Annotated in this window: 17 protein-coding genes; 9 read left to right on the top strand and 8 right to left on the bottom strand. The window is 68.8% G+C overall.

Going from position 1 to position 23,828, the window contains the following annotated elements; translation table 11 throughout:
- The first annotated feature begins 15 nt into the window (after window positions 1–15).
- The 8 genes from gabT (at window position 16) to J7E45_RS04535 (ending at window position 11,105) form a co-directional block, all read left to right on the top strand.
- Window positions 16–1,341: a 4-aminobutyrate--2-oxoglutarate transaminase gene (gene gabT / locus J7E45_RS04570; RefSeq protein WP_215067463.1), complete on the top strand. Its 1,326-nt coding sequence runs from the start codon at window positions 16–18 to the stop codon at window positions 1,339–1,341.
- On the top strand, window positions 1,338–2,519 hold the full coding sequence (locus tag J7E45_RS04565; RefSeq protein ID WP_215067461.1) for an acyl-CoA dehydrogenase family protein: 1,182 nt from the start codon (window positions 1,338–1,340) through the stop codon (window positions 2,517–2,519). Before gabT ends, J7E45_RS04565 begins: the two co-directional genes overlap by 4 nt.
- Complete coding sequence (locus J7E45_RS04560; RefSeq protein WP_215067459.1) at window positions 2,519–3,970, top strand: aldehyde dehydrogenase; 1,452 nt, start codon at window positions 2,519–2,521, stop codon at window positions 3,968–3,970. Before J7E45_RS04565 ends, J7E45_RS04560 begins: the two co-directional genes overlap by 1 nt.
- A gap of 86 nt (window positions 3,971–4,056) precedes the next feature.
- Window positions 4,057–5,577: a DNA-3-methyladenine glycosylase 2 family protein gene (locus J7E45_RS04555; RefSeq protein ID WP_215067457.1), complete on the top strand. Its 1,521-nt coding sequence runs from the start codon at window positions 4,057–4,059 to the stop codon at window positions 5,575–5,577.
- Window positions 5,574–6,071: a methylated-DNA--[protein]-cysteine S-methyltransferase gene (locus J7E45_RS04550; protein WP_215067455.1), complete on the top strand. Its 498-nt coding sequence runs from the start codon at window positions 5,574–5,576 to the stop codon at window positions 6,069–6,071. Before J7E45_RS04555 ends, J7E45_RS04550 begins: the two co-directional genes overlap by 4 nt.
- A gap of 360 nt (window positions 6,072–6,431) precedes the next feature.
- Complete coding sequence (locus tag J7E45_RS04545; RefSeq protein WP_215067453.1) at window positions 6,432–8,357, top strand: ABC transporter ATP-binding protein; 1,926 nt, start codon at window positions 6,432–6,434, stop codon at window positions 8,355–8,357.
- Window positions 8,354–10,168 carry an ABC transporter ATP-binding protein gene (locus tag J7E45_RS04540; RefSeq protein WP_091034741.1) on the top strand — a complete coding sequence of 605 codons (1,815 nt, stop codon included), beginning with the start codon at window positions 8,354–8,356 and terminating at the stop codon, window positions 10,166–10,168. Before J7E45_RS04545 ends, J7E45_RS04540 begins: the two co-directional genes overlap by 4 nt.
- Window positions 10,169–10,289: 121 nt before the next feature.
- Window positions 10,290–11,105 carry a hypothetical protein gene (locus J7E45_RS04535; RefSeq protein ID WP_215067451.1) on the top strand — a complete coding sequence of 272 codons (816 nt, stop codon included), beginning with the start codon at window positions 10,290–10,292 and terminating at the stop codon, window positions 11,103–11,105.
- A 29-nt stretch (window positions 11,106–11,134) separates the two neighbouring features.
- Here J7E45_RS04535 and J7E45_RS04530 read toward each other — a convergent pair whose 3' ends face one another.
- From J7E45_RS04530 to J7E45_RS04500, 7 genes are all read right to left on the bottom strand, one after another.
- On the bottom strand, window positions 11,135–12,574 hold the full coding sequence (locus J7E45_RS04530) for a GH1 family beta-glucosidase (RefSeq protein ID WP_215067449.1): 1,440 nt from the start codon (window positions 12,572–12,574) through the stop codon (window positions 11,135–11,137).
- Window positions 12,571–14,805 (bottom strand): alpha-xylosidase, encoded by a 2,235-nt coding sequence (gene yicI / locus J7E45_RS04525; RefSeq protein WP_215067447.1) that lies wholly within the window; start codon window positions 14,803–14,805, stop codon window positions 12,571–12,573. Before yicI ends, J7E45_RS04530 begins: the two co-directional genes overlap by 4 nt.
- A complete protein-coding gene (locus J7E45_RS04520; protein WP_215067445.1) occupies window positions 14,805–15,692 on the bottom strand; it encodes a carbohydrate ABC transporter permease in 888 nt (295 codons plus the stop codon). Before J7E45_RS04520 ends, yicI begins: the two co-directional genes overlap by 1 nt.
- On the bottom strand, window positions 15,692–16,657 hold the full coding sequence (locus J7E45_RS04515) for a carbohydrate ABC transporter permease (RefSeq protein ID WP_215067443.1): 966 nt from the start codon (window positions 16,655–16,657) through the stop codon (window positions 15,692–15,694). The genes J7E45_RS04520 and J7E45_RS04515 overlap by 1 nt, the downstream gene beginning before the upstream one ends.
- Before the next feature lie 58 nt (window positions 16,658–16,715).
- A complete protein-coding gene (locus tag J7E45_RS04510; protein WP_167634915.1) occupies window positions 16,716–18,023 on the bottom strand; it encodes an ABC transporter substrate-binding protein in 1,308 nt (435 codons plus the stop codon).
- Between the two features lie 128 nt (window positions 18,024–18,151).
- Window positions 18,152–19,165 carry a LacI family DNA-binding transcriptional regulator gene (locus tag J7E45_RS04505; protein WP_215067441.1) on the bottom strand — a complete coding sequence of 338 codons (1,014 nt, stop codon included), beginning with the start codon at window positions 19,163–19,165 and terminating at the stop codon, window positions 18,152–18,154.
- Window positions 19,166–19,370: 205 nt separating this feature from the next.
- A complete protein-coding gene (locus J7E45_RS04500) occupies window positions 19,371–19,829 on the bottom strand; it encodes a GNAT family N-acetyltransferase (RefSeq protein ID WP_091034723.1) in 459 nt (152 codons plus the stop codon).
- A 176-nt stretch (window positions 19,830–20,005) separates the two neighbouring features.
- Between J7E45_RS04500 and J7E45_RS04495 the strand changes: the two genes are divergently transcribed.
- Window positions 20,006–22,225 (top strand): NADP-dependent isocitrate dehydrogenase, encoded by a 2,220-nt coding sequence (locus tag J7E45_RS04495; protein ID WP_215067438.1) that lies wholly within the window; start codon window positions 20,006–20,008, stop codon window positions 22,223–22,225.
- A gap of 63 nt (window positions 22,226–22,288) precedes the next feature.
- On the opposite strand, the gene J7E45_RS04490 is transcribed toward J7E45_RS04495, so the two are convergent.
- Window positions 22,289–23,779 carry a L,D-transpeptidase gene (locus tag J7E45_RS04490; RefSeq protein WP_308162056.1) on the bottom strand — a complete coding sequence of 497 codons (1,491 nt, stop codon included), beginning with the start codon at window positions 23,777–23,779 and terminating at the stop codon, window positions 22,289–22,291.
- Between the last annotated feature and the right edge of the window lie 49 nt (window positions 23,780–23,828).

The following is a 23,828-nucleotide window of genomic DNA, read 5'->3' as shown; positions in this document are numbered from 1 at the left end:
TCTAGCGTCGTCCCCATGACGACAGTTCCTCTCCTGCGCACCGAGATCCCCGGACCGCGGTCGCGCGAGCTCCACGCTCAGCGCGAAGCCGCGGTCGCCGCCGGCTTCGGCATCACCCTCCCGGTCTTCATCGCGCGGGCGGGCACCTCGACACTCGAGGACGTCGACGGGAACACCCTGATCGATCTGGCGTCCGGCATCGCCGTGACCAGTGTGGGGGCGGCGAACCCGCAGGTACGCGCCAACGTCGCCGCGCAGCTCGAGCTCTTCACCCACACCTGCTTCATGGTGACCGAGTACGAGGGCTTCGTGCGCGTCGCCGAGTGGCTCAACGAGCACACCCCCGGCGACTTCGAGAAGCGCACGGCATTGTTCAGCACCGGCGCCGAGGCGGTGGAGAACGCCGTGAAGATCGCACGCGCCCACACCGGTCGCCCTGCCGTGCTCGTGATCGACGAGGCCTACCACGGGCGCTCGCTCCTCACGATGGCGATGACGGCCAAAGAGCACCCGTACAAGACCTCGTTCGGCCCGTTCCCCGACGCCGTGGTGCGCGCACCCAACGCGAACCCGCTGCGCGGAGAGGGGGCCGAGTCCGCGCTCGCCGAGGTCGAACGCCTCATCGTCGAGCACGGCCGCGAGCACTTCGCCGCCCTGGTCGTCGAACCGATCCAGGGGGAGGGCGGCTTCGTCGTCCCCGCGCCGGGTTTCCTCGCCGGGCTCCGGCGTCTCGCAGACGACCACGGGATCGTCCTGGTCGTGGACGAGATCCAGTCCGGGCTCGGCCGCACCGGCCGACTGTTCGCGAGCGAGCATGAAGGCGCGGCCGGAGACATCACGCTGACCGCCAAGGCGCTGGGCGGCGGGCTGCCGCTGAGCGCGGTGACCGGTCGTGCGGAGATCATGGATGCCGCGCACCCCGGCGGGCTCGGCGGCACCTATGCGGGCAACCCCTTGGCCTGCGCGGCCGCCCTCGCGGTGTTCGATGTGCTCGACGAGCCTGGCCTCCTGCCGAGGGTGGTCGGCATCGAGCAGACCATTCGCCGGCACCTCGAACCGCTGCTCACCGAGATCGATGCCGTCGCCGAGGTCCGCGGACGCGGCGCCATGATGGCCGTCGAGTTCGCCGACCCGGGCACCCTCGCCCCGCGGTCGGACCTCGCGCAGCGGATCGCGGCGGCCTGCCATGCGGCGGGCGTCCTGGCGCTCACGTGCGGCACCCACGGCAACGTCATCCGACTGCTGCCGCCCCTCGTGATCGAAGAGCCTGTCCTGAACGCGGGCCTCGAGATCCTCGTCGCGTCCATCCGTTCCGTCGCCGCCGAGGAGGCCGCCGCATGAGCACCGTTCCCGATCTGCTCGACTTCGACGAGCTGCTGAGCGACGAGGAGCGGGCGACCCGCGACCGCGTGCGGGCCTTCGTCGACGAGAGAGTGCGTCCGCACATCGCCGACTGGTACGACCGGGCGGTCTTCCCGACGGAGCTCGTCCCGGAGCTGGCGGAGCTCGGCGTGCTGGGCATGCACCTGGACGGATACGGCTGCGGCGGTCGCAGCGCCGTCGAGTACGGGCTGGCAGCCCTGGAGCTCGAGGCGGGCGACTCGGGACTCCGCACCTTCGTCTCGGTGCAGGGTTCCCTCGCCATGAGCGCGATCCACAAGCACGGCAGCGAGGCGCAGAAGCAGGAGTGGCTGCCCCGGATGGCGCGGGGCGAGGTCATCGGCTGCTTCGGCCTCACCGAACCGAACTCCGGCTCGGACCCGTCGAGCATGACGACGTTCGCACGACGCGACGGCGACGGCTGGGTGCTCAACGGCGCCAAGCGCTGGATCGGTCTCGCCTCGATCGCACAGATCGCGATCATCTGGGCGCAGACCGACGAGGGGGTGCGCGGGTTCCTCGTCCCGACGGACTCGGACGGGTTCGTGGCGACCCCCATCGCCCCGAAGCTGTCGATGCGGGCCTCGATCCAATGCGACATCACCCTGACCGACGTGCGGCTCCCCGCGGAGGCCCAGCTGCCCGAGGCCAGAGGACTGCGCGCCCCCTTCTCGTGCTTGAACGAGGCGCGCTACGGGATCGGCTGGGGAGTGATCGGCGCCGCCCGCGACAGCTACGCCACGGCGCTGTCCTACTCGCAGACGCGCATCCAGTTCAACCAGCCGATCGGGGCGTTCCAGCTCACCCAGCAGAAGCTCGTCGACATGGCCGTCGAGATCGAGAAGGCGCAGCTCGTCGCGTTGCGGCTCGGTCGTCTGAAGGATGCCGGCAGGCTGCAACCGCACCAGATCTCCGTCGCCAAGCTCAGCAACACGCGCGCGGCGATCGCGATCGCCCGCGAGGCCAGGACGATCCTCGGCGGCAACGGGATCTCGGGTGACTACTCACCGCTGCGCCACGCAGCGAACCTCGAGTCCGTGCGTACGTACGAGGGCACCGACGAGGTCCACACGCTGGTCCTCGGCGCCCACATCACCGGCTTCTCCGCCTTCCGCAGCACCGCCTCCCAGGGAGCATGATGACCACCACATTCGAAATCCGGCACTTCATCGACGGTGCATGGGTGGAGGGCTCGGGTGACCAGCTCATCGACGTGAACCCGAGCCGCCCAGGCGACGTCGTCGGCGAGGGCCCGGGAGCGTCCGATGCGGATGTCGACCGCGCTTACGCGGCCGCTCGGGCAGCGTTCGACGGGTGGCGCCGCACCCCCGCGCGCTCGCGCGCCGCCATCCTGCTGCGGGCGGCCGACATCATCGAAGCCCACCGTGACGAGTGGGGACGTCAGCTCGCGCGCGAGGAGGGCAAGACGCTCGTCGAGGCGATCGCCGAGACCGGGCACGCCGCCAACATCCTGCGTTTCCATGCGCAGGAGGTCGAGCGGCAGAGCGGCGGCCTGTTCGAGTCGCCGAGCCCGGGGGAGCGCATCCTCGTGATCCGTCGGCCGGTCGGGGTGATCGGGGCGATCACCCCCTTCAACTTCCCCATCTCCATCCCCGCGTGGAAGCTCGCCCCGGCCCTCGTCTGGGGGAACACGGTGGTCTGGAAGCCTGCGACCTTCGTCCCCGTGCTGGCGATGCGCTTCGCCGAGGCGCTCGAGCAGGCCGGACTGCCCCGCGGCGTGCTGAACCTCGTGAACGGAACTGCCGCCGTCGGGGAGGCGATCGTGTCGCACCCGGAGGTGGATGCCGTGACGTTCACCGGGTCCACGAAGGTCGGGCGCATCATCGCGGCGCAGCTCGCGGCGCGCGGCGTTCCGTTCCAGGGGGAACTCGGCGGCAAGAACGCGGCCCTGGTCCTGGCCGACGCTGATCTCGACGTGGCGGTGGAGCAGGTGGCGCTCGGAGCGTTCCGCACGGCCGGACAGAAATGCACGGCGACCTCGCGCGTGATCGTGCACGAGGCCGTGGCCGACGAGTTCCTGCGGCGACTCGCGATCCGTACCGAGCGGATGGTCGTGGGTGATGCGCAGGACGAGCGAGTGGAGGTGGGGCCGGTGGTGGATGCCGGCGCCCGGGACCGCGTGGCGGCCGCCCTCGTCCGCGCCCGCTCCTCTGCGAAGGCGGTCGTCGCCCCGGATCCGTATTCCGCCGGCGAGCTCGCCGAGGGGTACTTCATCCCGCCGTCGATCTTCGAGCTCGACGAAGAGGAACCGGGCGAGCTGTGGACCGAAGAGCTGTTCGGTCCGGTCCTCGGGGTCCGACGTGTCTCGTCCACCGCTGCGGGTATCGCGCTCGTGAACGACAGTGAATACGGCCTCTCCACCGCGGTCTTCACGACGGGGTTGGCGGCGGCGCTCGCCGCGATCGAGGACATCCGCGTGGGTGTCGTCCACGTGAACTCGGCCTCCGCTGGTGCCGACCTGCACGTCCCCTTCGGCGGCAGCGGGTCGAGCGCCCTCGGCCCCAAGGAGCAGGGCGCGGCGGCCAGGGAGTTCTTCACCGAGACGGCAACGGTCTACCTCCGCGGCTGAGCGGTGGCAGCCCCCCCCCGGGGGCTCCCCACAGCGATGTCCGATTTCCGCCAGTCGAGGTCGGTGGTGCGTGGCAGGGTGGAGGCATGAGCTTCCCCGTGATCGACTTCGACGAGCGCTACCGTGCGATCAGCGCGCGCGACACCCGCTTCGACGGGCAGTTCGTGACGGCCGTCCGCTCGACGGGGATCTACTGTCGTCCGAGCTGCCCTGCCCGCACGCCCAAGCCGCAGAACGTGACGTTCTATCCGACGAGCGCCGCCGCACACGAGGCCGGGTACCGCGCGTGCAAGCGCTGCCTCCCCGAAGCCGCCCCCGGGTCTCCGGCATGGGACATCCGCGGCGACGTCGCGGCCAGGGCCATGCGCCTCATCTCCGACGGCGTCGTCGAGCGCGAGGGCGTGCCGGGGCTCGCCGCACGCCTCGGCTATTCGAGCAGGCACCTCACCCGTCTGCTGGCCACAGAGCTCGGCGCCGGGCCGCTCGCCCTCGCCAGGGCGCATCGCGCGCACACGGCGCGGATGCTGCTCGTCGGCACGGACATGCCCATCTCCGACGTCGCCTTCTCGGCCGGCTTCGCCAGCATCCGCCAGTGCAACGACACGATCCGCGAGGTCTTCGGCCTCACCCCCGGCGAGCTCCGGGCGCGTCGACGGCTGCCGGCCTCCGCGGTGCCCGGGGCCATCGACCTGGTCCTGCCGTACCGGGGTCCGCTCGACGCGAGCGGCATCTTCACCTGGATGGCGGCACGCGCCGTGCCCGGCGTCGAAGAGACCACGGCCACGTCGTTCTCCCGGCACTTGCGGATGGCGGGCGGTCCCGCCTGGTTCGAGGTGAGTCAAGATGCGACCGAGCGCCTGCACCTGCGCGCTCGAGTCGCGCGCCTCGGCGACCTGGCCCCGCTGGTGTCGACCGTGCGACGCATTTTCGACCTCGACGCCGATCCGCTGGCGATCGACGAGGCGCTCTCCGCACACCAGGAGCTCGCGCCGCTCGTCGCCCGCACACCCGGCATCCGGGTTCCCGGCTCCGCCGACCCGCACGAGATGCTCATCCGCGCCATGGTCGGGCAGCAGATCACCGTGGTCGCCGCCCGCACGGCCCTCATCGCGCTTACCGAGGCACTGGGGGAGCGCACCGCGCAGGGGCTGCTCTTCCCCACGATGACCGCGATCGCCGAGCACGGCGCCGAGGTGCTGCGCGGACCCGCCGCCCGCATCCGCGCGATCACGGGTGGCGCCGCGGCCCTCGCCGACGGCTCCTTGACGCTCACGGTCGGTGACGACGGTATCGAGCAGCGCGAAGCTCTCCTCGCGATGCCGGGGATCGGCCCCTGGACGGCCGACTACGTGCGCATGCGCGTGCTCGGCGACCCCGACATCCTGCTTCCCGGCGACGTCGCGCTGCGTGCGGGCGCCGCGGCTTCCGGGCTGCCGGGAGAGGCGCGACCGCTCACAGCCTGGGCGGAACGCACCGCCCCCTGGCGCAGCTACCTGAGCGCGCATCTCTGGCGCGCCGCCCCGGTGCGACCGGCAGGGCCCCGGCGCGCGGCATCCACCGCCCGCGCTGCCACCACAGCTGACACGACATCGAAGGAGACCTCATGACCGCTCTCATCCAGACCATCGAGACCCCGGACGGGGCCTTCACGATCCTCGCCGACGAGCGCCAGCGGGTGCTGTCGTCGGGGTGGACCTCCGACGTGGAGGCGATCCTCACGCGACTGTCTCCGGCGAACAGCCCCGTCGAGCTCCGCGAGGCGGAGACGGACGCTGCGGACGCCGCACTGGCCTTCTACGCGGGCGATCTGTCCGCGATCGACGCGGTCACGGTGAAGCAGTCGGGCACCGTGCTGCAGCTCGCCGGATGGTCGGCGCTGCGGGCGATCGAACCCGGCGCACCGCTCACCTACACCGGCTTCGCGGCGCGGCTCGGCAACCCGAACGCCGTGCGCGCGGCCGCCTCGATCTGCGCGCGGAACGCTCCGGCGCTGTTCGTGCCGTGTCACCGCGTGCTGCGCACCGACGGCAGCCTCGGCGGCTTCGCCTGGGGGCTCGACGTGAAGGAGAGCCTGCTCGCGCGCGAGAGCATCGCCGCCTGAACGACTGCACTTCGCCGCGTCACCGATCCCCGGCGGCGCGGCGGATGCGTGCGCGGGCAGGGCGATAGGGGATCGCCGCGAAAGACGCCGAACAAATCGGGAATGAGTCTTGCTTTCAGCTGGTTCACAGCAATAGGCTGGTGGGCTGTCGCGCCAACCGGACGACACAGCCGAGCCCCTGAGGAGGACACCATGACCACGATCGCCACCGCGCGGATCGCAGCTCTCGGCTCGACCCCGGCGCGTCCGCTCATTTAGAGCCACCCCGCCCCTTCTGCACCGGATGCCGGACTCTGTGAGTCCGCTCTCGCATCCGTCCCCTTCCGCAACCGCATTCCATACGAAACTCGTCTGAGAGACATGTCTTCCTCGCCTTCCGCGCAGAATCCCTCGTCCACCCTGTCCACTCCGGCCGCACTGTGGCGGCTGAAGCCCTTCGTCAAGCCGGTCATCTGGCGGCTCGCCGGCGGTGCTGCCAGCGCGCTCATCGCCGCGATCATCGCGCTGATGATCCCGATCGTCCTCGAGCAGATCATCAGCGGACCGGTCCGCTCCGGTGACTTCAATGCGATCGTCTGGGGCGCGCTCGCCGTCTTCGCGCTCGGCCTCGGCGAGGCGCTCATGGTCTGGCTGCGTCGCCAGTTCGTGCTCAACCCCTCGACCGAGGTCGAGTACAAGATGCGCACCGAGCTCTACTCGCGCCTGCAGACGCTGCCGGTGTCCTTCCATGACAGGTGGGGCTCCGGTCAGCTGCTCAGCCGCATGATGCAGGACATCGGCCTCATCCGCCGCTGGCTGGCATTCGGGCTTGTGCTGCTCGTCGTCAACGTCCTCACCATCATCATCGGGTCAGTGCTGCTGTTCCGCTGGCACTGGCTGCTCGGCACGATCTTCCTGGTCACGGCGATCCCGCTGTGGATCCGCGGCTACCTGTTCGAGAAGCGCTACGGCGCGCTCACCCGCCGCAGTCAGGACCAGGCCGGCGACCTCGCGACCAGCGTCGAGGAGAGCGTGCACGGTATCCGCGTCCTGAAGGCGTTCGGCCGCGGCAAGCACGCGCTCAGCCGCTTCAGCCGTCAGGCCGAGACGCTGCGCGAGACCGAGATGAGCAAGGCCGGCGCGATCGCGTCGATCTGGTTCTGGCTCGACATGATGCCGCAGATCGCGTTCGGCCTCAGCCTGATCTCCGGCATCTGGCTGATCTCGCAGGGGCAGATCGACGAAGCGCAGCTGTTCGCGTTCTTCGCGATGGCCGTGGTGCTCCGCTGGCCGATCGAGTCGATCGGCTTCCTGTTCTCGTTCATGCTCGACGCCCGCACGGCGACAGACCGCGTGTTCGACATCTTCTCCGAGACCAACAGCATCACGGACCCGGAGAACCCCGTGCACATCGAGAGCCCGCGCGGAGAGCTGGCGTTCGTGAACGCGCACTTCCGTTACCAGGACGCGGGTGGGCACGAGCGCGACCTGCTCGACGGCATCGACCTGGTCCTCCGCCCCGGCGAGACCATGGCGCTCGTCGGTCTCACCGGCAGCGGCAAGACCACGCTCACGACGCTGCCCACCCGCTTGTACGACGTGACGGGTGGCAAGGTCACGCTTGACGGCGTCGATGTGCGCGATCTGACGCTGTCCGAGCTGCGCCAGCACATCGCGATGGCGTTCGAGGACGCGACGCTGTTCTCGGCGACCGTGCGCGAGAACGTGCTGCTCGGCCGCGCCGACCTCGACGTGCACAGCGAAGAGGGGGAGCGCGTGCTGCGCGAAGCACTCGACGTGGCGCAGGCATCCTTCGTGGACTCGCTGCCCGACGGCGTCGAGACCGTGATCGGCGAGGAGGGGCTCAGCCTCTCCGGTGGTCAGCGTCAGCGTCTCGCCCTCGCCCGCGCGGTGGCGGCGGCGCCGAAGGTGCTCGTGCTCGACGACCCGCTGTCGGCGCTCGACGTCGACACCGAGGCGCTCGTCGAAGAGGCGCTGCGACACGTTCTCGCCGAGACGACGGCCCTGATCGTCGCGCACCGTCCCTCGACCGTCGCGCTCGCCGACCGCGTCGCGCTGCTCGAGGCCGGTCGTGTGACTGCGGTGGGCACCCACTCCGAGCTGTTGAAGACCAGCCGTCACTACCGCCACGTGATCTCCAGCCTCGAGGCCGAGGAAGCGGCGCGGACCGGGGCGATCCCGATCATCCGCGACGAACAGCTCCAGGTCGAAGACGAGGTCCGTGAGGGCCGCAGAGCCGAGGCCGCCGACGAAGACCCGATCACCGAGAAGGAGGTGCAGCGATGAGCTCCGCCATCACCGGAACCCAGGACGAGGATCGTTCCGAATACACCCGCGAGGAGAGCAGGGAGATCCGTCGTCGGTCCCTCCGACTGCTCGGCTCGCTGGTGCGCCCGCTGAAGCCGCAGATCGTGCTGGCCGCCGCCGTGCTGGTCGTATCGACCGCGCTGCAGGTCGCCGGTCCGATCCTGATCAGCATCGGCCTCGACCGCGCACTACCGGCGGTGCTGAAGAACGCCGATTGGATGCCGACCTTCATGATCGGCGGCATCTATCTGGCCGCCGGCATCCTGGCCGCCGTGCTGATCGCCTGGTACGTCATCATCGCCGCCAAGCTCACGCAGGCCGTGCTGCTCGATCTGCGCAAGCGGATCTTCCTGCACACCCAGCGCCTGAGCCTGGAGTTCCACGAGTCCTACACGTCGGGTCGCATCATCTCGCGCCAGACGAGTGACCTCGATTCCATCAAGGAGCTCCTCGACGGAGGCTTGAACGAGCTCGTCTCCGGCGTGCTCTTCGGACTCTTCACTTTCATCGCCCTGTGCTTCTGGGACTGGCAGTCCGGCCTGATCCTCGCGATCGGCGGCGTGCCGCTGTTCTTCCTGATGAAGTGGTTCTACTCGCGCTCGCAGCTGGTCTACCGCGAGTCGCGCGTGATCAGCGCGAAGGTGATCGTGCAGTTCGTCGAGACGATGACCGGCATCCGCGCCGTCAAAGCGTTCCGCAAGGAGCCGCGCAACGACAAGGCGTTCCAGGAGATCGCGGGCGAGTACCGCGATGTCAACCGCCGCTCGATGCTGCTGTTCGGCACGTTCGAGCCCGGTCTCATGGGCGTCGCCGCGCTGGTGCTCGGCATCGTCGTGCTGTGGGGCGGCATCCGCGTGTCCGAGGGCGCGCTCACCGTGGGTGTGCTGCTGTCGGCGGTCCTGTACGTGCGCAACTTCTTCGCTCCGATGCAGGAGATCGCGATGTTCCTGAACTCCTACCAGTCGGCCACGGCCGCACTGGAGAAGGTGTCGGGCGTGCTCGAAGAGGTGCCCACGGTTCCGGATCCCGAGAAGCCGGTCGACCTGTGGGAGTCCCGCGGTCACATCCGGTTCGACGAGGTGACCTTCGGCTACAACGGCGAGAAGACGATCCTCCCGAACTTCTCCCTCGACATCCCCGCCGGCGAGACGATCGCCCTGGTGGGCACGACCGGCGCGGGCAAGTCCACGCTGGCCAAGCTCATCTCGCGGTTCTACGACCCCTCCGAGGGGCGGGTCACGCTCGACGACATCGATCTGCGCTCGCTGCACCCGAAGGACCTCCGCCGCGCGATCGTCATGGTCACGCAGGAGGCCTACCTGTTCAGCGGAACCGTCGCCGACAACATCGCGCTCGGCAAGCCGGATGCGTCGCTCGACGAGATCAGGGCGGCCGCGCGTGCGGTGGGAGCGGACGAGTTCATCTCGTCCCTGCCCGACGGCTACGGCACCGATGTGAACAAGCGCGGTGGACGGGTCTCGGCCGGTCAGCGTCAGCTCATCTCGTTCGCCAGGGCGTTCCTCGCCGACCCGGCGGTGCTGATCCTCGACGAGGCCACCGCGTCGCTGGACATCCCGTCGGAGCGGTTGATCCAGGATGCGCTGCAGACCCTGCTCAAGGACCGCACCGCGATCATCATCGCCCACCGCCTGTCGACGGTCGCGATCGCCGACCGGGTGCTGGTGATGGAGCACGGACAGATCATCGAGGACGACACCCCGGCCGCGCTCATCGGCGGCACGGGCAAGTTCGCTCAGCTGCATGCGGCTTGGCAGGAGACACTGGTCTGATGATGCCGATCACCTCACCTCTGCGGGCGCGGGACCTCCCCGTGCTCGCAGAGGTGAGGATCGGCTCCGGCAGTTCGGCTCGGGGGATCCGTCCGTCGCCGGGCCTGGGTAGCATCGAATCATGGACCCCTTGCTGCTCGCCACCGAGTGGTGGTGGATCGCGCCGACCGCCGTCGCTGCGGGAACGGCCGGTGCGATGGGTCTGCGTCGCCGGAGCAGCACGATGAGCGGGCGCCGGCTCGAGGTAGACGCGGCGCGCCACGACCTCAGGACGGCTCAGCGGATCGCGTCCGAGCGACGCATCGCCCTGAAGATCGCCCGCGCCGATCTGGCCCGCGTCACGGCCGAACGTGCGGCGCAGCGCGCGACGGCCGAGCAGGTGGCCGGAGCGCGACGGATGCTCAAGGAACGGGAACGCGACGCCAAGGCGGCCTCGGCCGATGTGCGCGCCCGGCAGGTCCGGCTGAACGCCGCGCGTGCGGCGGTGCCGACAGCCTCGGAGCCCGGCCCCGTGGAACGGCTGCATGCCGCGCACGATGCCGTGACGGTCCGGTGGATGCGGTACGAGACCGACCCCGCGCTCCAGATCGCCTATCCCGCGATGACCGACGTCAAGCTCCCCGCCACGGCGGCGTACCTGCGGGCAGCCGGGCACGCGGCCGAGATGCGGCGCGCGGTCTCCGGCAAGACCACCCCGGGCGACTTCGCGGCCTACCGCGACGCCGTCGCCGAGCTCGAGCGCGCCTTCGAGGCGGCGGAGCACGCCGCGCGAGTCCAGGCCGGCGAGGCCCCGCCGAATGCGGCCTGGCAGGATGCGGCGCAGGACATGCTCAGCCGCTCGGCTGAGGCGATCGACCGTGCTGCCGGTGCGGCGGCATCAGCCATCGCCGCCTGGACCAACCGGAAGAAGCCCGGCAAGCCGGACAACCGCCCCTGACGGTCGCCCGGCGAAGCCCGGGTGCGCGGTCAGGCCTCCACGGTGCGGGTGCGGATGAGCTCCCGGTACCAGAGGCCGGAGTCCTTCACGGTGCGTGCCAGGTCGTCGAAGTCGACCCGGACGATGCCGAAGCGCTTGGCGTAGCCGTAGCCCCACTCGAAGTTGTCGAGCAGCGACCACACGAAGTACCCACGCAGGTCGACGCCGCGCTCGAGCGCCCGGTGCGCCGCGGTGAAGTGCCGGCGCAGGTAGTCGGTGCGCTCCACGTCGTGCACGGCACCGTCGCCGGTGACCTCGTCGTCGAACGCGGCGCCGTTCTCGGTGACCATGAGCGCCTGCTCGGGGAACTGCTCGGAGAGTGACACCAGCAGCTCCTCCAGTCCCTCCGGAGCGATGTTCCAGCCCATGGCCGTGTACGGGCCGGGCTGCTCGACGAACTCGACCAGCTCGTCGCTGCCGGGCCAGGCTGTTCCGCCCGCGGCACCCTTGTGGCCGTCGTTCTGCTGCTTCGGCGAGACGCCGTCCCAGAGGCGCACGGTCGCGGTCGAGTAGTAGTTCACACCGAGCACGTCGATCGGCTGGGCGATCGTGGCGAGGTCGCCGTCCTGCACGAAGCTCCAGTCGGTGACCGACGCGGTGTCCTCGAGCAGATCGGCCGGGTATTCGCCGCGCAGCATCGGTCTGGTGAACGCGCGGTTGGCGAGTGCGTCGATCCTGCGCATCGCCTCCGCGGCGCCGTCTCCCTGGCCGCGCAGCACGTGGAAGTTCAGGGTGACCGAGTAGTCCGGGTCGCCGGTGGAGGTCGCGCGAAGCGCCTGCACCGCGCGTCCGTGGGCGAGGTTGAGGTGGTGCACGGCAGACAGCGCCGACGCCGGTTCGTGGCGGCCCGGTGCGTGGCCGCCCTGGCCATAGCCGAGGTAGGCCGAGCACCACGGCTCGTTGAGGGTCGTCCAGGTGTGCACGCGGTCGCCGAGTGCCGTGCCCATGATCCCGGCATAGCGCTCGAAGGCGTCGGTCGTCGCCCGCGATGTCCAGCCGCCGGCATCCTCGAGGTACTGCGGGAGGTCCCAGTGGTAGAGCGTCGCCACCGGACGGATCCCGCGCTCGAGCAGCCCGTCGACCAGACGGGAGTAGAAGTCGATCCCGGCCTGGTTCACCGTGCCCGATGCGGTGGGGACGATGCGCGGCCAGGCGATCGAGAACCGGTAGGCCTCGAGCCCCAGGTCGGACATCAGATCGAGGTCCTCGTCCACGCGATGGTAGTGGTCGCACGCGACGTCGCCGGTGTCTCCGTTCCAGACCCGACCCGGCGTCTTGCTGAAGGTGTCCCAGATCGACGGGGTGCGCCCGTCCTCGGCGGCGGCTCCCTCGATCTGGTAGGAGGCGGTGGCCGACCCGAACGTGAAGTCCTCGGGGAACACCAGGCCGGAGCCGCGGTAGTCATCGCGGGGCGTGAGCAGGCTGGTCATACGGTGATCTCCTCGAGGTCGACGGTGTAGTCCTCGGCGCGGCCATCGGGGTCCGTGACCGTGACCGTGGTGCTGCCGGCGCCGCCGGGGAAGACCCGGAGCCGCAGTCCGTCATGGTAGTCGTAGTCCGGGCGATCGACCCGAGCACCCCAGGGGAGCGCCGTGCCCGGCCGCACGTACAGCGGCAGCGAGTCGAATCCGTGCTTCTCTCGCCGCCAGCCGCCGCCCGTGACGGTCTCACCCGTCAGTAGCGAGGTCCACTCGCCGGCGGGAAGGTAGAACTCGACCTCTCCGTCTTCGGTGAACACCGGGGCGACGAGCAGGTCGGAGCCCAGCATGTACTGCCGGTCGAGGTAGGCGGTGGCTGGATCCTCGGGGAACTCCAGCAACATCGGACGCATCAGCGGCACCCCCGTCGCCGCGGCATCCAGCCCCTGCTGGTACAGGTACGGCATGAGGCGCATCTTGAGGTGCGTGAACTGTCGCGTCACGTCGACGGCCTCCTCGTCGAATGCCCACGGCACCCGGTACGAGCTCGAGCCGTGGAAGCGCGAGTGCGAGCCCAGCAGCCCGAAGGCCGTCCAGCGCTTGAAGACACCGGCATCCGGCATGCCCTCGAATCCGCCGATGTCGTGGCTCCAGAAGGCGAAGCCCGAGAGGGCGAGCGACAGGCCTCCGCGCAGCGTCTCGGCCATCGACGTGTAGGTCGAGGTGGAGTCGCCGCCCCAGTGCACGGGCATGGTCTGGCCGCCGGCGGTCGCCGACCGGGCGAACAGCACCGCGTCGCCCGCGCCGCGTGTCTCGGTGAGCACGTCGAACACCGCGCGGTTGTACAGGTCGGTGTAGAGGTTATGCATGCGCTCGGGGTCGGCGCCGTCGGCCCACACCACATCTGTGGGGATGCGCTCGCCGAAGTCGGTCTTGAAGCAGTCGACGCCCTGCGCGACGAGGCCCCGCAGCTTCGACTGGTACCAGGCGGTGGCGTCGGCGTTCGTGAAATCGACGAGTCCCATACCGGCCTGCCAGAGGTCCCACTGCCACACCGAGCCGTCGGCGCGCTTCACCAGGAACCCCTGATCGGCGGCTTCCCGGAACAGTGGGGAGCGCTGCGCGATGTAGGGGTTGATCCACACGCAGACCCGCAGATCCTTGTCGTGCAGGCGTCCGAGCATTCCCTCGGGGTCGGGGAAGACGCGCGGGTCCCACTCGAAGTCGCACCACTGGAACTCGCGCATCCAGAAGCAGTCGAAGTGGAAGACCGAGACCGGCAGCTCCCGCGCGGACATCTCGTCGATGAACGAGTTCACGGTCTGCTCGTCGTAGTCGGTCGTGAAGCTGGTCGAGAGCCACAGCCCGTACGACCAGGCGGGGACCACGGGCGGGCGACCGGTGAGGGCCGTGTAGCGACCGAGCACGTCCTTCGGCGTCGGGCCGGCGATCACGAAGTACTCGAGCACCTCGCCCGACACCGAGAACTGCACACGCTCGACGGACTCCGAGCCGATCTCGTACGACACATGGCCCGGGTCGTTCACGAGCACACCGTAGCCGCGGTCCGAAAGGTGGAACGGGACGTTCTTGTAGGCCTGCTCGCTGGAGGTGCCGCCGTCGGCGTTCCAGATCTCCACGGTCTGACCGTTCTTGACCAGCGGTCCGAAGCGCTCGCCGAGTCCGTAGACGTGTTCGCCGACGCCCAGGTCGAGCTGCTCGTGGACGTAGGCGGATGCGCGCGGAGCTGCGCCGCCCTGCCGTCCGTTGCCGACGATCCCGCGATCGACCTGCGCGTCGTCCGCCAGCCGCATGTAGCCCTGCGCTTTGTGGCCGCTGCCGGTCACCCGGCGTCCGTCGACCTCGAAGGAGAGATCCCACGGATCGCCGGGGGCGATGCGGGCGACCAGGGACCCGGCGTCCAGCACGCCGCCCTCGTCGCCGATGGAGATCGAGGCCGTTCCCGAACTCGCGCCCGGCAGCGAGAAGCCGCCGTGCCAGCGTCCACCGGCATGGTGCGTGATCCGCACGCGGATGACGCCCTCCGCGGGGGAGGAGAGGGTGGTGGTGAGTACGGGCCGGTTGAGAGTGTCGCCGCGCTTCGCGATGACCATCGTGGGTGCGGTGATGACGATGCCGGTTCCGTCGGGGGTCTCGTCGGTCTCGGCGATGTCGTACGCCTCCTGGGCGTAGAGCGCCGTGACTCCGGGACGCAGTTGCCAGAACCCGTCGGTGAACTTCATTACTTGACTGCTCCTGCGGTGATGCCCCTGGTGAGGGTGCGTTGGAAGATGAGGAAGAAGATGAGCGTCGGGATGATGCCGAGCAGGGCCGAGGCGCTCGTGGTGGTGACGTCCATCAGGCGGTCGCCCTGGAGCACGCTGATGGCCACGGGGACGGTCTGATTCGCGTTCGACGCGAGGAACGTCAGCGGGATCAGGAACTCGTTCCACGTCCAGATGAAGAAGAAGATCAGCAGGACCGAGAGCGTGGGACGGCTGATCGGGAAGATCACTCGCCACAGGATCTGCCAGCGGCTCGCACCGTCGAGCGATGCGGCCTCGAGGATCTCCTTGGGGAACGTGCCGTACACGGACGAGAGCAGGTAGGTGCCGAACGCCGCCTGGATGACGGTGAACACGATGATGACCGACCACACGTTGTCATACAGGCCGACCGATTTGAACATGTAGTACAGCGGGTAGAGCAGGGCCTCCTGCGGCAGCAGGTTCGCCATGAGGAAGAGCAGCACGATCCAGCTGCGACCGCGGATGCGTCCGATGCCGATCGCGAACGCGTTGAGCATCGAGATGACGACCGCGAGCACCGACACGATGCCGGCGATGAAGATCGAGTTCCACACCTTTTCCGGGAAGTTCACCCGCTCCCAGAACTTGACGATGCCGCCGAAGTCGAGGGTCTCGGGGAGGGCGAGGGGACCGGAGGTGGCGTAGTCGACGGGCGACTTGAACGAGTTCACGAGCACCAGGTAGAACGGCGCGATGACGAGCAGCGCGCCGACGATGACGAGCGCGAGCAGCAGCCAGTCGATCGGGCGCTTCTTGGTCATGCCGCCGCGCGGGCGCGTCTTGACGGGCTTTCCGGTGACGATGGCGGTGGTGGCGTGCATCACAGACCCGCCCTTTCCTTGCGCTCGAGGGAGTTCTGGACGCGGATGAAGATGATCGACACGATCACGACCACGATGGTGAGCACCGTCGCGATGGTGGCGCCGTAGCCGACGTTCCGCTTCGTGAAGAACTCCTGATAGGCGTAGTAGGCGGGCACCAGGGTGGCACCGGCAGGGCCGCCGCGGGTGATGATGTAGACCGGTCCGAACACCTTGAGCGCCGCGATCGTGCAGGTCAGGGTGACGACGAAGATCTCGGGGCGGATGATGCTCATCGTGATCGCCGAGAACCGCTGGAACCAGTTCGCGCCGTCGAGCTCGGCGGCCTCGTACAGCTCGGGGTCCACACGCTGGAGCGCGGCCATGAAGACCACGACGGGGTAGCCGAGTTGCACCCACACCATCACGACCATCAGCACGATGAGCGCCGACGGCATCTGGCCGAGCCAGTCGTAGGCGGGCAGCCCGAACCATCCGAGCATCTGGTTGAGGGCGCCGTCGCCGCCCGGGCGCACGATCCAGCCGATCACGATGCCGGCGACGGCGATCGGGAGGATCTGCGGCAGGTAGTAGGTGGCACGGAGGAAGCTGCCGACCTTGCCGCCGAACTTGCGTCCGACGACGTCGAACAGGAGCGCGGCGACGATGAGGCCGACGATCGTGGGCACCACGACCATCGCGATGATCATCCACACCGAGTTCGTGAACGACGTCCAGAAGTCGTCGTCGGTGAGGATCTTCTGCCAGTTCTCGAGGCCGATGAACTCCGGTGTGCGCACCCCCTTCCACTTGGTGAAGGTCAGGTACACGTTCCAGATGAGCGGGACGATCACGACGACGAGCAGGAGCAGGAAGCCGGGGAGCAGGTAGATCCAGTAGGCCCCGGTCCCACCGCGGCGCTGCGGGATCGACGGCTGTTCGGGCGGCAGCTTCGTGCGGCCCTCGCGGCGGGTGGCGAGTGACATGTTCATCTCCAGGAGGTGCGGGGGCGGCGTCCGTGCGGATGCCGCCCCCGCAGGTCGATCAACGGAAGTCGGCGGTGCCTTCGTCGTACTGCTCGCCGAGGTTCTTGTTCGTGGTCTCGACGTCCTGCACGCCGGTGACGAGGCCCTGCAGCTCCTGCACGATCACGTCGTAGAAACCGGGCGCGGGCCAGTCCGGGTAGAACGAGAGGCCGTCGGCGTCGAGGACCCCGTTGAAGGTCTCGATGAGGGCCGCGCTCTTCTCGTCGGTGATGTCGGCGGTGTCGGCCGCGACGGGCAGTCCGCCGTTGTTGCCGATGATCGCCTGGATCTCAGGGCGCATCGTGATGTCGATGAACTCGTAGGCGAGGTCCTTGTTGGACGCGTTCTCGGGAACGACCCAGAGGTTGCCCGACGAGCCGAGCGAGAGGTCTGCTCCGGGGAACGCGGCCATCGACCAGTCGAAGCCGGTGGCCTCGGCGACGAAGCGACCGAACCACCACGAGCCCGAGACGAAGATCGGCGACGAGCCGTTGATGAACGAGACGCCGGCGTCCTCGGCCTTGACCGACGACACGTCGGAGGCGATGTAGCCCTTGTCGACGTACTCCTTCAGGGTCTCCGTCGCCGACGTGACCTCGGGACCCTGCCAGTCGACGGGCTCCTTGTAGAGCTGGTAGTCGTCGACGAAGCCGCGGTCGGCCTCGAGCAGCGCGAGCTGGTACCAGAGCTGTCCCAGCGGGTACTCGGCGCCGGCTTCCGCGAGCGGCGTGACGCCCTGAGCGACGAAGGCGTCGAGCACGTCGACGAACTCCTCGTACGTGGTGGGAATCTCCAGCCCTGCTGCGGCGAAGGCATCCTCGTTGTAGTAGACGCCGACGAACTCGCCGTAGTTCGGAACGCCGAACCAGGTGTCACCGCCCATCACGCCGTCTTCCGAGTACTTGGCGGTGGTCTGCAGCGACGGCGCCAGCTTCTCGTCCCATCCGTACTCCTCGACCGCGTCGGAGATGTCGGCGATCAGGCCGGTGGAGGCGAGGAAGCCTGCCGTCGCGTTGCCCTTGTTGAACTCCATGAGGTCGGGCGCGGCGTCGGTGTCGAGCACCTGGCTCGCCGTCTTCTGGATCTGCTCGAAGGACTTCTCCTCGAACTCGACCTTCGCTCCGGTCTCCTTCTCGAAGATCTTGATGGACTCGGCCCAGGCCTTGCCCATCGCGCTGTCGGCGCCCTCGTAGTGCCAGAGCTTGAGGGTCTGACCGTCGCCGCCCTCTTCGCCCGAACCGGCTGTACAGCCGCTCAGCGCGATGCCGGTCGTCGTGAGCGCGGCCACCAGGGCCAGCGCCTTCGTCCTGCGGGTGCTGCGTGCCATCGTCGGCACTCCTTTCTCAATGGCCCCATGGGCCGGACACTTCACTGGGTCGGATTGTTCAGTTGTGAGCGAGGCATCGTCGAAGCGTTTCGACCGCGAACATGCCTGTGCAGGGGTGAGGAGGACGATCAGTCCTGGGCGGGGGAGACGGAGCCGACCGAGCGGTACTCGGGCGGGATGAGGTGGATCTCGGCGGGGGCGAGAGGGTCGTCCAGGCGGCGAACCGCCAGGTCGACCGCGAGTTCGCACGATCGCTGCGGCACGAGTGGGATCGTGTCGACGGGGACCGGCAGTGCCGCGGTGTCGAAGGACGCGGCGGCGGAGATCACCGAGACGTCGTCGCCGACACGCAGTCCGTGTTCGGCGAGCACGGACAGCAGCACCTGGTGCACGTCGTCGACGGCGTGCACGATGAACGCGCGGTCTCCGCGGGCGAGCGCGGTCTCCGTGCACGCACGCACGGCGGACGCATCCGTCACCGCCGAACCGGAGGCTGACCAGTCGAGAGTGACGTCGCGGGCGGCTGCCTGTTCCTGCGCGCCCCGGAGCAGACGGCGGGGGAAGTTCGATTTGCGGTACGAGACCTCGGTCTGACCGAGCAGGGCGATGCGTCGGTGACCCACGTCGGCGAGACGGTCGACCGCCAGCCGACCGGCCGCTTCGAAGTCGAGGTCGACGCAGGTCAGACCCTCGCGGTCGTCGGGCAGGCCGATGAAGATGGTGGGCGTGCCGACCGAGCGGGCGATGGGGACGCGCTCGTCGTCAGGAGCGACGTCGAGCACGAGGATTGCGTCGACGAGGTTGCTCGCCGCCACGCGGTTCATCCCCTCGGACGCCTGTTCGTCGGTGAGGAGAAGGATGTCGAAGCCCTGTCGCCGTGCGGCGACCGCGGTCGCGAGCACGAAGGCCATGTGGGTGGGGGCATGCGTGTCGGCGCGCAGCGGCTCGGTCAGGGCGAAGATGTGCGTACGGCGGCCGGCCAGCATGCGTGCACCGGCATCGGGCTCGTAGCCGAGCGCCTGCACGGCATCCTCGATGCGCATCCGGGTCTTCTCCGACACCGGGCGTTTGCCGCTGAGTGCGTAGGAGACCGTGCTGATCGACACACCGGCGGCGCGTGCCACCTCATGGATCGTCGTCATCGGGACTCCATCGTCATCGTGGGGAAAGCAATCGTCGAAGCGCTTCGCTCACGCTTCTCCAGCGATGATAGGCACGACCCGGGGGTCGACGCAAGCCTTTTGTGGTCACGCGCAACAAATCCACTTCCCTGACCGTGGGAGCGATCCCGCGATCAGGGGCGACGAGGTCTCGATGGGGGAGGGGATTCGAGACCCCGCCGCCGGCCTAGGACGTGACGCGGATCTCGGCGATGACCTCGCCGTATGCGGTCTCGCCGACAGGCGTGAAGCCGACGCGGTGGAAGAAATTCTCGGGCCCGCCCTCGCCGGCCTCGTAGATGACGTTGACGTGGTCGACGTCGCGCGCCTTGGCCTCTTCGACCAGCGCCTCGACGGCGAAGCGACCGACGCCGCGACCCTGATCGTCGGCGTCGACGTTGATGCGCCACAGCACGGAGCGGAAGTGCTCCTCCGGCGCTTCGGGATCGAAGTTCGCGCTGACGAAGCCGACGACCTCGTTGCGATCGAGGATCACCCGCTGCCAGGACGTCTGCGGGTTGATGACTGTGGCTGCGATCCCGTACGAGACGGGAGCGAGGAACTGCTCCTGCCCGGGCTTGAGCGACAGGTTGTTCACGGCGACGATCGTCGCAGCGGAGAGTTCGACCATGCGCAGTTCGGACATGGACCCAGGCTAACCCCTCGGGCCGGAACCGACACGTCTCGGTCGAACTTTTCGTCCAGAACTGGCCGATCGTCACCACTCACCGGACGCCGGGCAGAGGCCGGGGCAACGGCCTCGAAGCCACTCAGGTATCTTGGTATCGAGACGAATAGACCACAAGAGCGGAGAACCTCCCGGTGACCGACGAAGCCATCATCTACACCCACACAGACGAGGCGCCGGCACTGGCCACCGCCTCGTTCCTGCCGATCATCCAGGCCTACACGGGTCAGGCGGGCATCGACTTCGAGACCCGTGACATCTCGCTGGCCGGCCGCATCCTGGCCGCCTTCCCGCAGAAGCTCACGCCGGAGCAGCAGGTGGGCGACGCGCTCGCCGAGCTGGGCGGCCTGGCCACGCTCCCCGAGGCGAACATCATCAAGCTGCCGAACATCTCGGCATCGATCCCGCAGCTCAAGGGCGCCATCGCGGAACTGCAGAAGCAGGGCTACGACATCCCCGACTTCCCGGACGAGCCGTCGTCGCTCGAAGAGAAGGACGTGCGCGCGCGTTACGACCGCATCAAGGGCTCCGCCGTGAACCCGGTGCTGCGCGAGGGCAACAGCGACCGCCGTGCGCCGCTCGCCGTCAAGAACTACGCGAAGAAGCACCCGCACCGCAACAAGCCGTTCGCCGAGGGATCGAAGACGCGTGTCGCCACTCTGGGGCACGACGACTTCAAGCACAACGAGCGCTCCTGGGTCGCCGCCCACGACGACGTGCTGAGCTTCCGGCACACGGCCGAAGACGGAACGGTCACCGTGCTGAAGGAGGGCCTCAAGGTCCTGCCGCGGGAGATCATCGACGCGACCTTCCTCTCCGCCAAGGAGCTGGATGCCTTCCTCGCCGAGACGCTGAAGACGGCCGAGGCCGAAGACGTGCTGTACTCGGTGCACCTCAAGGCGACCATGATGAAAGTCAGCGACCCGATCATCTTCGGTCACGTCGTGAAGGCGTTCTTCGCCGACGTGTTCGCGCAGTACGGCGACAAGCTCGCCGCAGCCGGGCTCAGCGCGAACGACGGCCTCGGCTCGATCCTCGCAGGCCTCGCGAACGTCGCAGGTGGCGAGGAGATCGCCGCGGCCTTCGACAAGGCCATCGCCGAGGGCCCGCGCCTGTCGTACGTGAACTCCGACAAGGGCACGACCAACCTGCATGTGCCGAGCGACGTGATCGTCGACGCATCGATGCCCGCGCTCGTCCGCAACGGCGGAAAGCTCTGGGGCAAGGACGGGGAAGAGGCGGACACCCTCGCGGTGATCCCCGACTCCTCCTACGCGAGCGTCTACCAGGCCGTGATCGACGACGTGATCGCGAACGGTCCGCTCGACCCGGCGACGATCGGCACAGTCCCGAACGTGGGGCTCATGGCACAGGCCGCCGAGGAGTACGGCAGCCACGACAAGACGTTCGAGATCGCGGCGGACGGCATCGTCCAGGTGCTCGACAGCGAGGGCACGGTGCTCATCGAGCACACGGTCGGCGCCGGCGACATCTGGCGGGCGACGCAGACCAAGCACATCCCGGTCATGGACTGGGTGAAGCTCGCCGTCACCCGCGCACGGGCGTCCGGTGTGCCGGCCGTGTTCTGGCTCGACGCCAACCGGGCACACGACGCGCAGATCATCGCGAAGGTGCACCAGGGGCTGGCGACGCTCGACACCAAGGGCCTCACGATCACGATCCTCGCTCCTGAGGAGGCCACGCGCTACACGCTCGCGCGCCTCCGCCACGGGCTCGACACGATCTCGGTCACCGGCAACGTGCTGCGCGACTACCTGACCGACCTGTTCCCGATCCTCGAGGTCGGCACGAGTGCCAAGATGCTCTCGATCGTGCCGCTGCTCGCGGGCGGCGGTCTCTTCGAGACCGGCGCGGGCGGCTCGGCACCCAAGCACGTGCAGCAGCTGGTCGAGCAGAACTACCTGCGCTGGGATTCGCTCGGCGAGTTCTTCGCGCTGGCGGCTTCGCTCGAGCACTTCGCCGACCGGAAGGGCAACGAGAAGGCCCGCGTGCTGGCGGAGACGCTGGACGCCGCGACCGGCACGTTCCTCGAGGAGGACCGTTCCCCGGGCCGCGCGCTGGGCACGATCGACAACCGCGGCAGCCACTTCTACCTGGGCCTGTACTGGGCGCAGGAGCTGGCGAAGCAGACGAAGGACGCCGAGCTCGCAGCGGCGTTCGCCCCGATCGCCGCCACGCTCGCCGAGAACGAGGAGAAGATCGTCTCCGAGCTCAACGCGGTGCAGGGCAAGCCGGTGGAGATCGGCGGCTACTACCGTCCCGACGAGGATCTCGTCGCCGCGGTCATGCGTCCGTCCGAGACGCTGAACGGCATCGTCGACGCACTGCGCTGACACACGAGAAGGGGGTGGATGCTTCGGCATCCACCCCCTTCTTCATGTCCGCAGGAGAGCGGTTCAGTAGTAGACCGAGACCTCGAGGCCGACCGGCGACCAGTCGTAGACGTACTTGGCGAGATCGATCGGGAGGTTCACGCAGCCGTGGCTCATCCGCTGGCCGAAGTTGTTGTGCCAGTAGGTGCCGTGGAAACCGATGTTCGGTGCGAACCAGGTGATCCACGGGACGTCTTCGGTGCAGTACGGCGCGCCCTCGTAGCAACCCATGTCCTGGATGGCCGTGTGCGCGAACACCTTGAAGTTGCCGGCTGGGGTCAGCGTGCCGGGCAAGCCGGTCGACACCGCCCAGGACTGGACGACCTCGTTGTTCTGGAACAGGTAGGCGCGCTGCGAGCTCAGGTTGATCTCGATGCGGCGGAACAGGTTCACCGTCTCGAAAGCGGTCTCGCCCACGGTGAGCGTGAAGACCCCGTCGCCGGCGGCGAGCTGCTGTGCGAACTGATCGGCGATGCCCGACGTGTCGCCGACGGCACGGCCGACGACGCCTTCCTGCTCGGCGCGCAGTACGGTGCCGGCGGAGTCGACGATGTTCGTGGCGTTCACCGGCGCCCGGTCGACGAGACCCGGAAGCGTGTCGACGGTGGCCTGGATGGCCTGGGGGTCGGCTTCGATGCGCAGCTGTCCGTCTTCGTCGACCACGGTGAGCCAGGTGGCTGCGACCGCGGGCTTGACCGGGACGGTGCGCTCGTCACCGACGTAGAAGCCGATCGTCCCGAGCATCGTGTTCAGCTCGGTGGCGGTGGCGGTGGCATCGTCGTCGGACACGGCAGGCAGGGCCTCGGCAGGACCGCCGGGGTATTCGAGAGACGTCTTCCCCTCGGCGACCGCATCGGTGAAGGCGACGGTGAGGTCGTCGACGTCGATTCCGGTGCCGGGCTCCGAGGCCGTGACGATGTACTTCCCGCTGGCGGGGTCGAACGCGACACCGGCGTCCACCGGGTCTTGGAAGCTCGTCGGCACGGCGCTGCGCAACGCCGCGGAGGCTTTCTCGGCGTCGAGGGCGATGTCGGCGGGAACAGGGTCGCCCATCCACATGCCGAGGTTCCACAGCGGGCGGGCGGCGAAGGCGGCATCGGCGAGAGCGGTCGCATCGAGGGACGCGCCCAGGTCGGCCCCGGTCAGTACCGCGTCGTCTCCGTCGCCGGTGAGTGTGACCTCGGTCTCGGCGAGATGCGTGCTGATCGCTTCGGCTGCGGCACCGGGCGTCATCCAGCCGACCGGGATTCCGGCGACGGTGGTTCCCGGGGCGATGAGCACCAGCGAGGCTGCTCCTGCGCCGAGGGCGACGACGCCGAGTCCGAGCCCGATCCAGAGGCCGAGGCGACGCTTCTTGGGGGCCGGCTCGACGGGGGCCCAAGCCAACGGCTGCTCGCCCGTGGTGGGTGGGACGGCGTCGGTGGCCGACTCCTGCGGCGTGAGTACGGAGGTGGGCGTGGCGTCGTCGCCGTGCGCCTCGGCTGCTGCGCCCGGCGCAGAAATCAGATCGGTCACGAACTTCACCCCCCGGATCTCAAACGTGTCCTGACGTCCAATGGTACGG

It is taken from the genome of Microbacterium sp. ISL-59 (assembly GCF_018613945.1).
Classification (GTDB): domain Bacteria; phylum Actinomycetota; class Actinomycetes; order Actinomycetales; family Microbacteriaceae; genus Microbacterium; species Microbacterium oxydans_B.
Note: the sequence above shows the minus strand (reverse complement) of the source record. Positions and strands in the feature narration are given on the sequence as shown.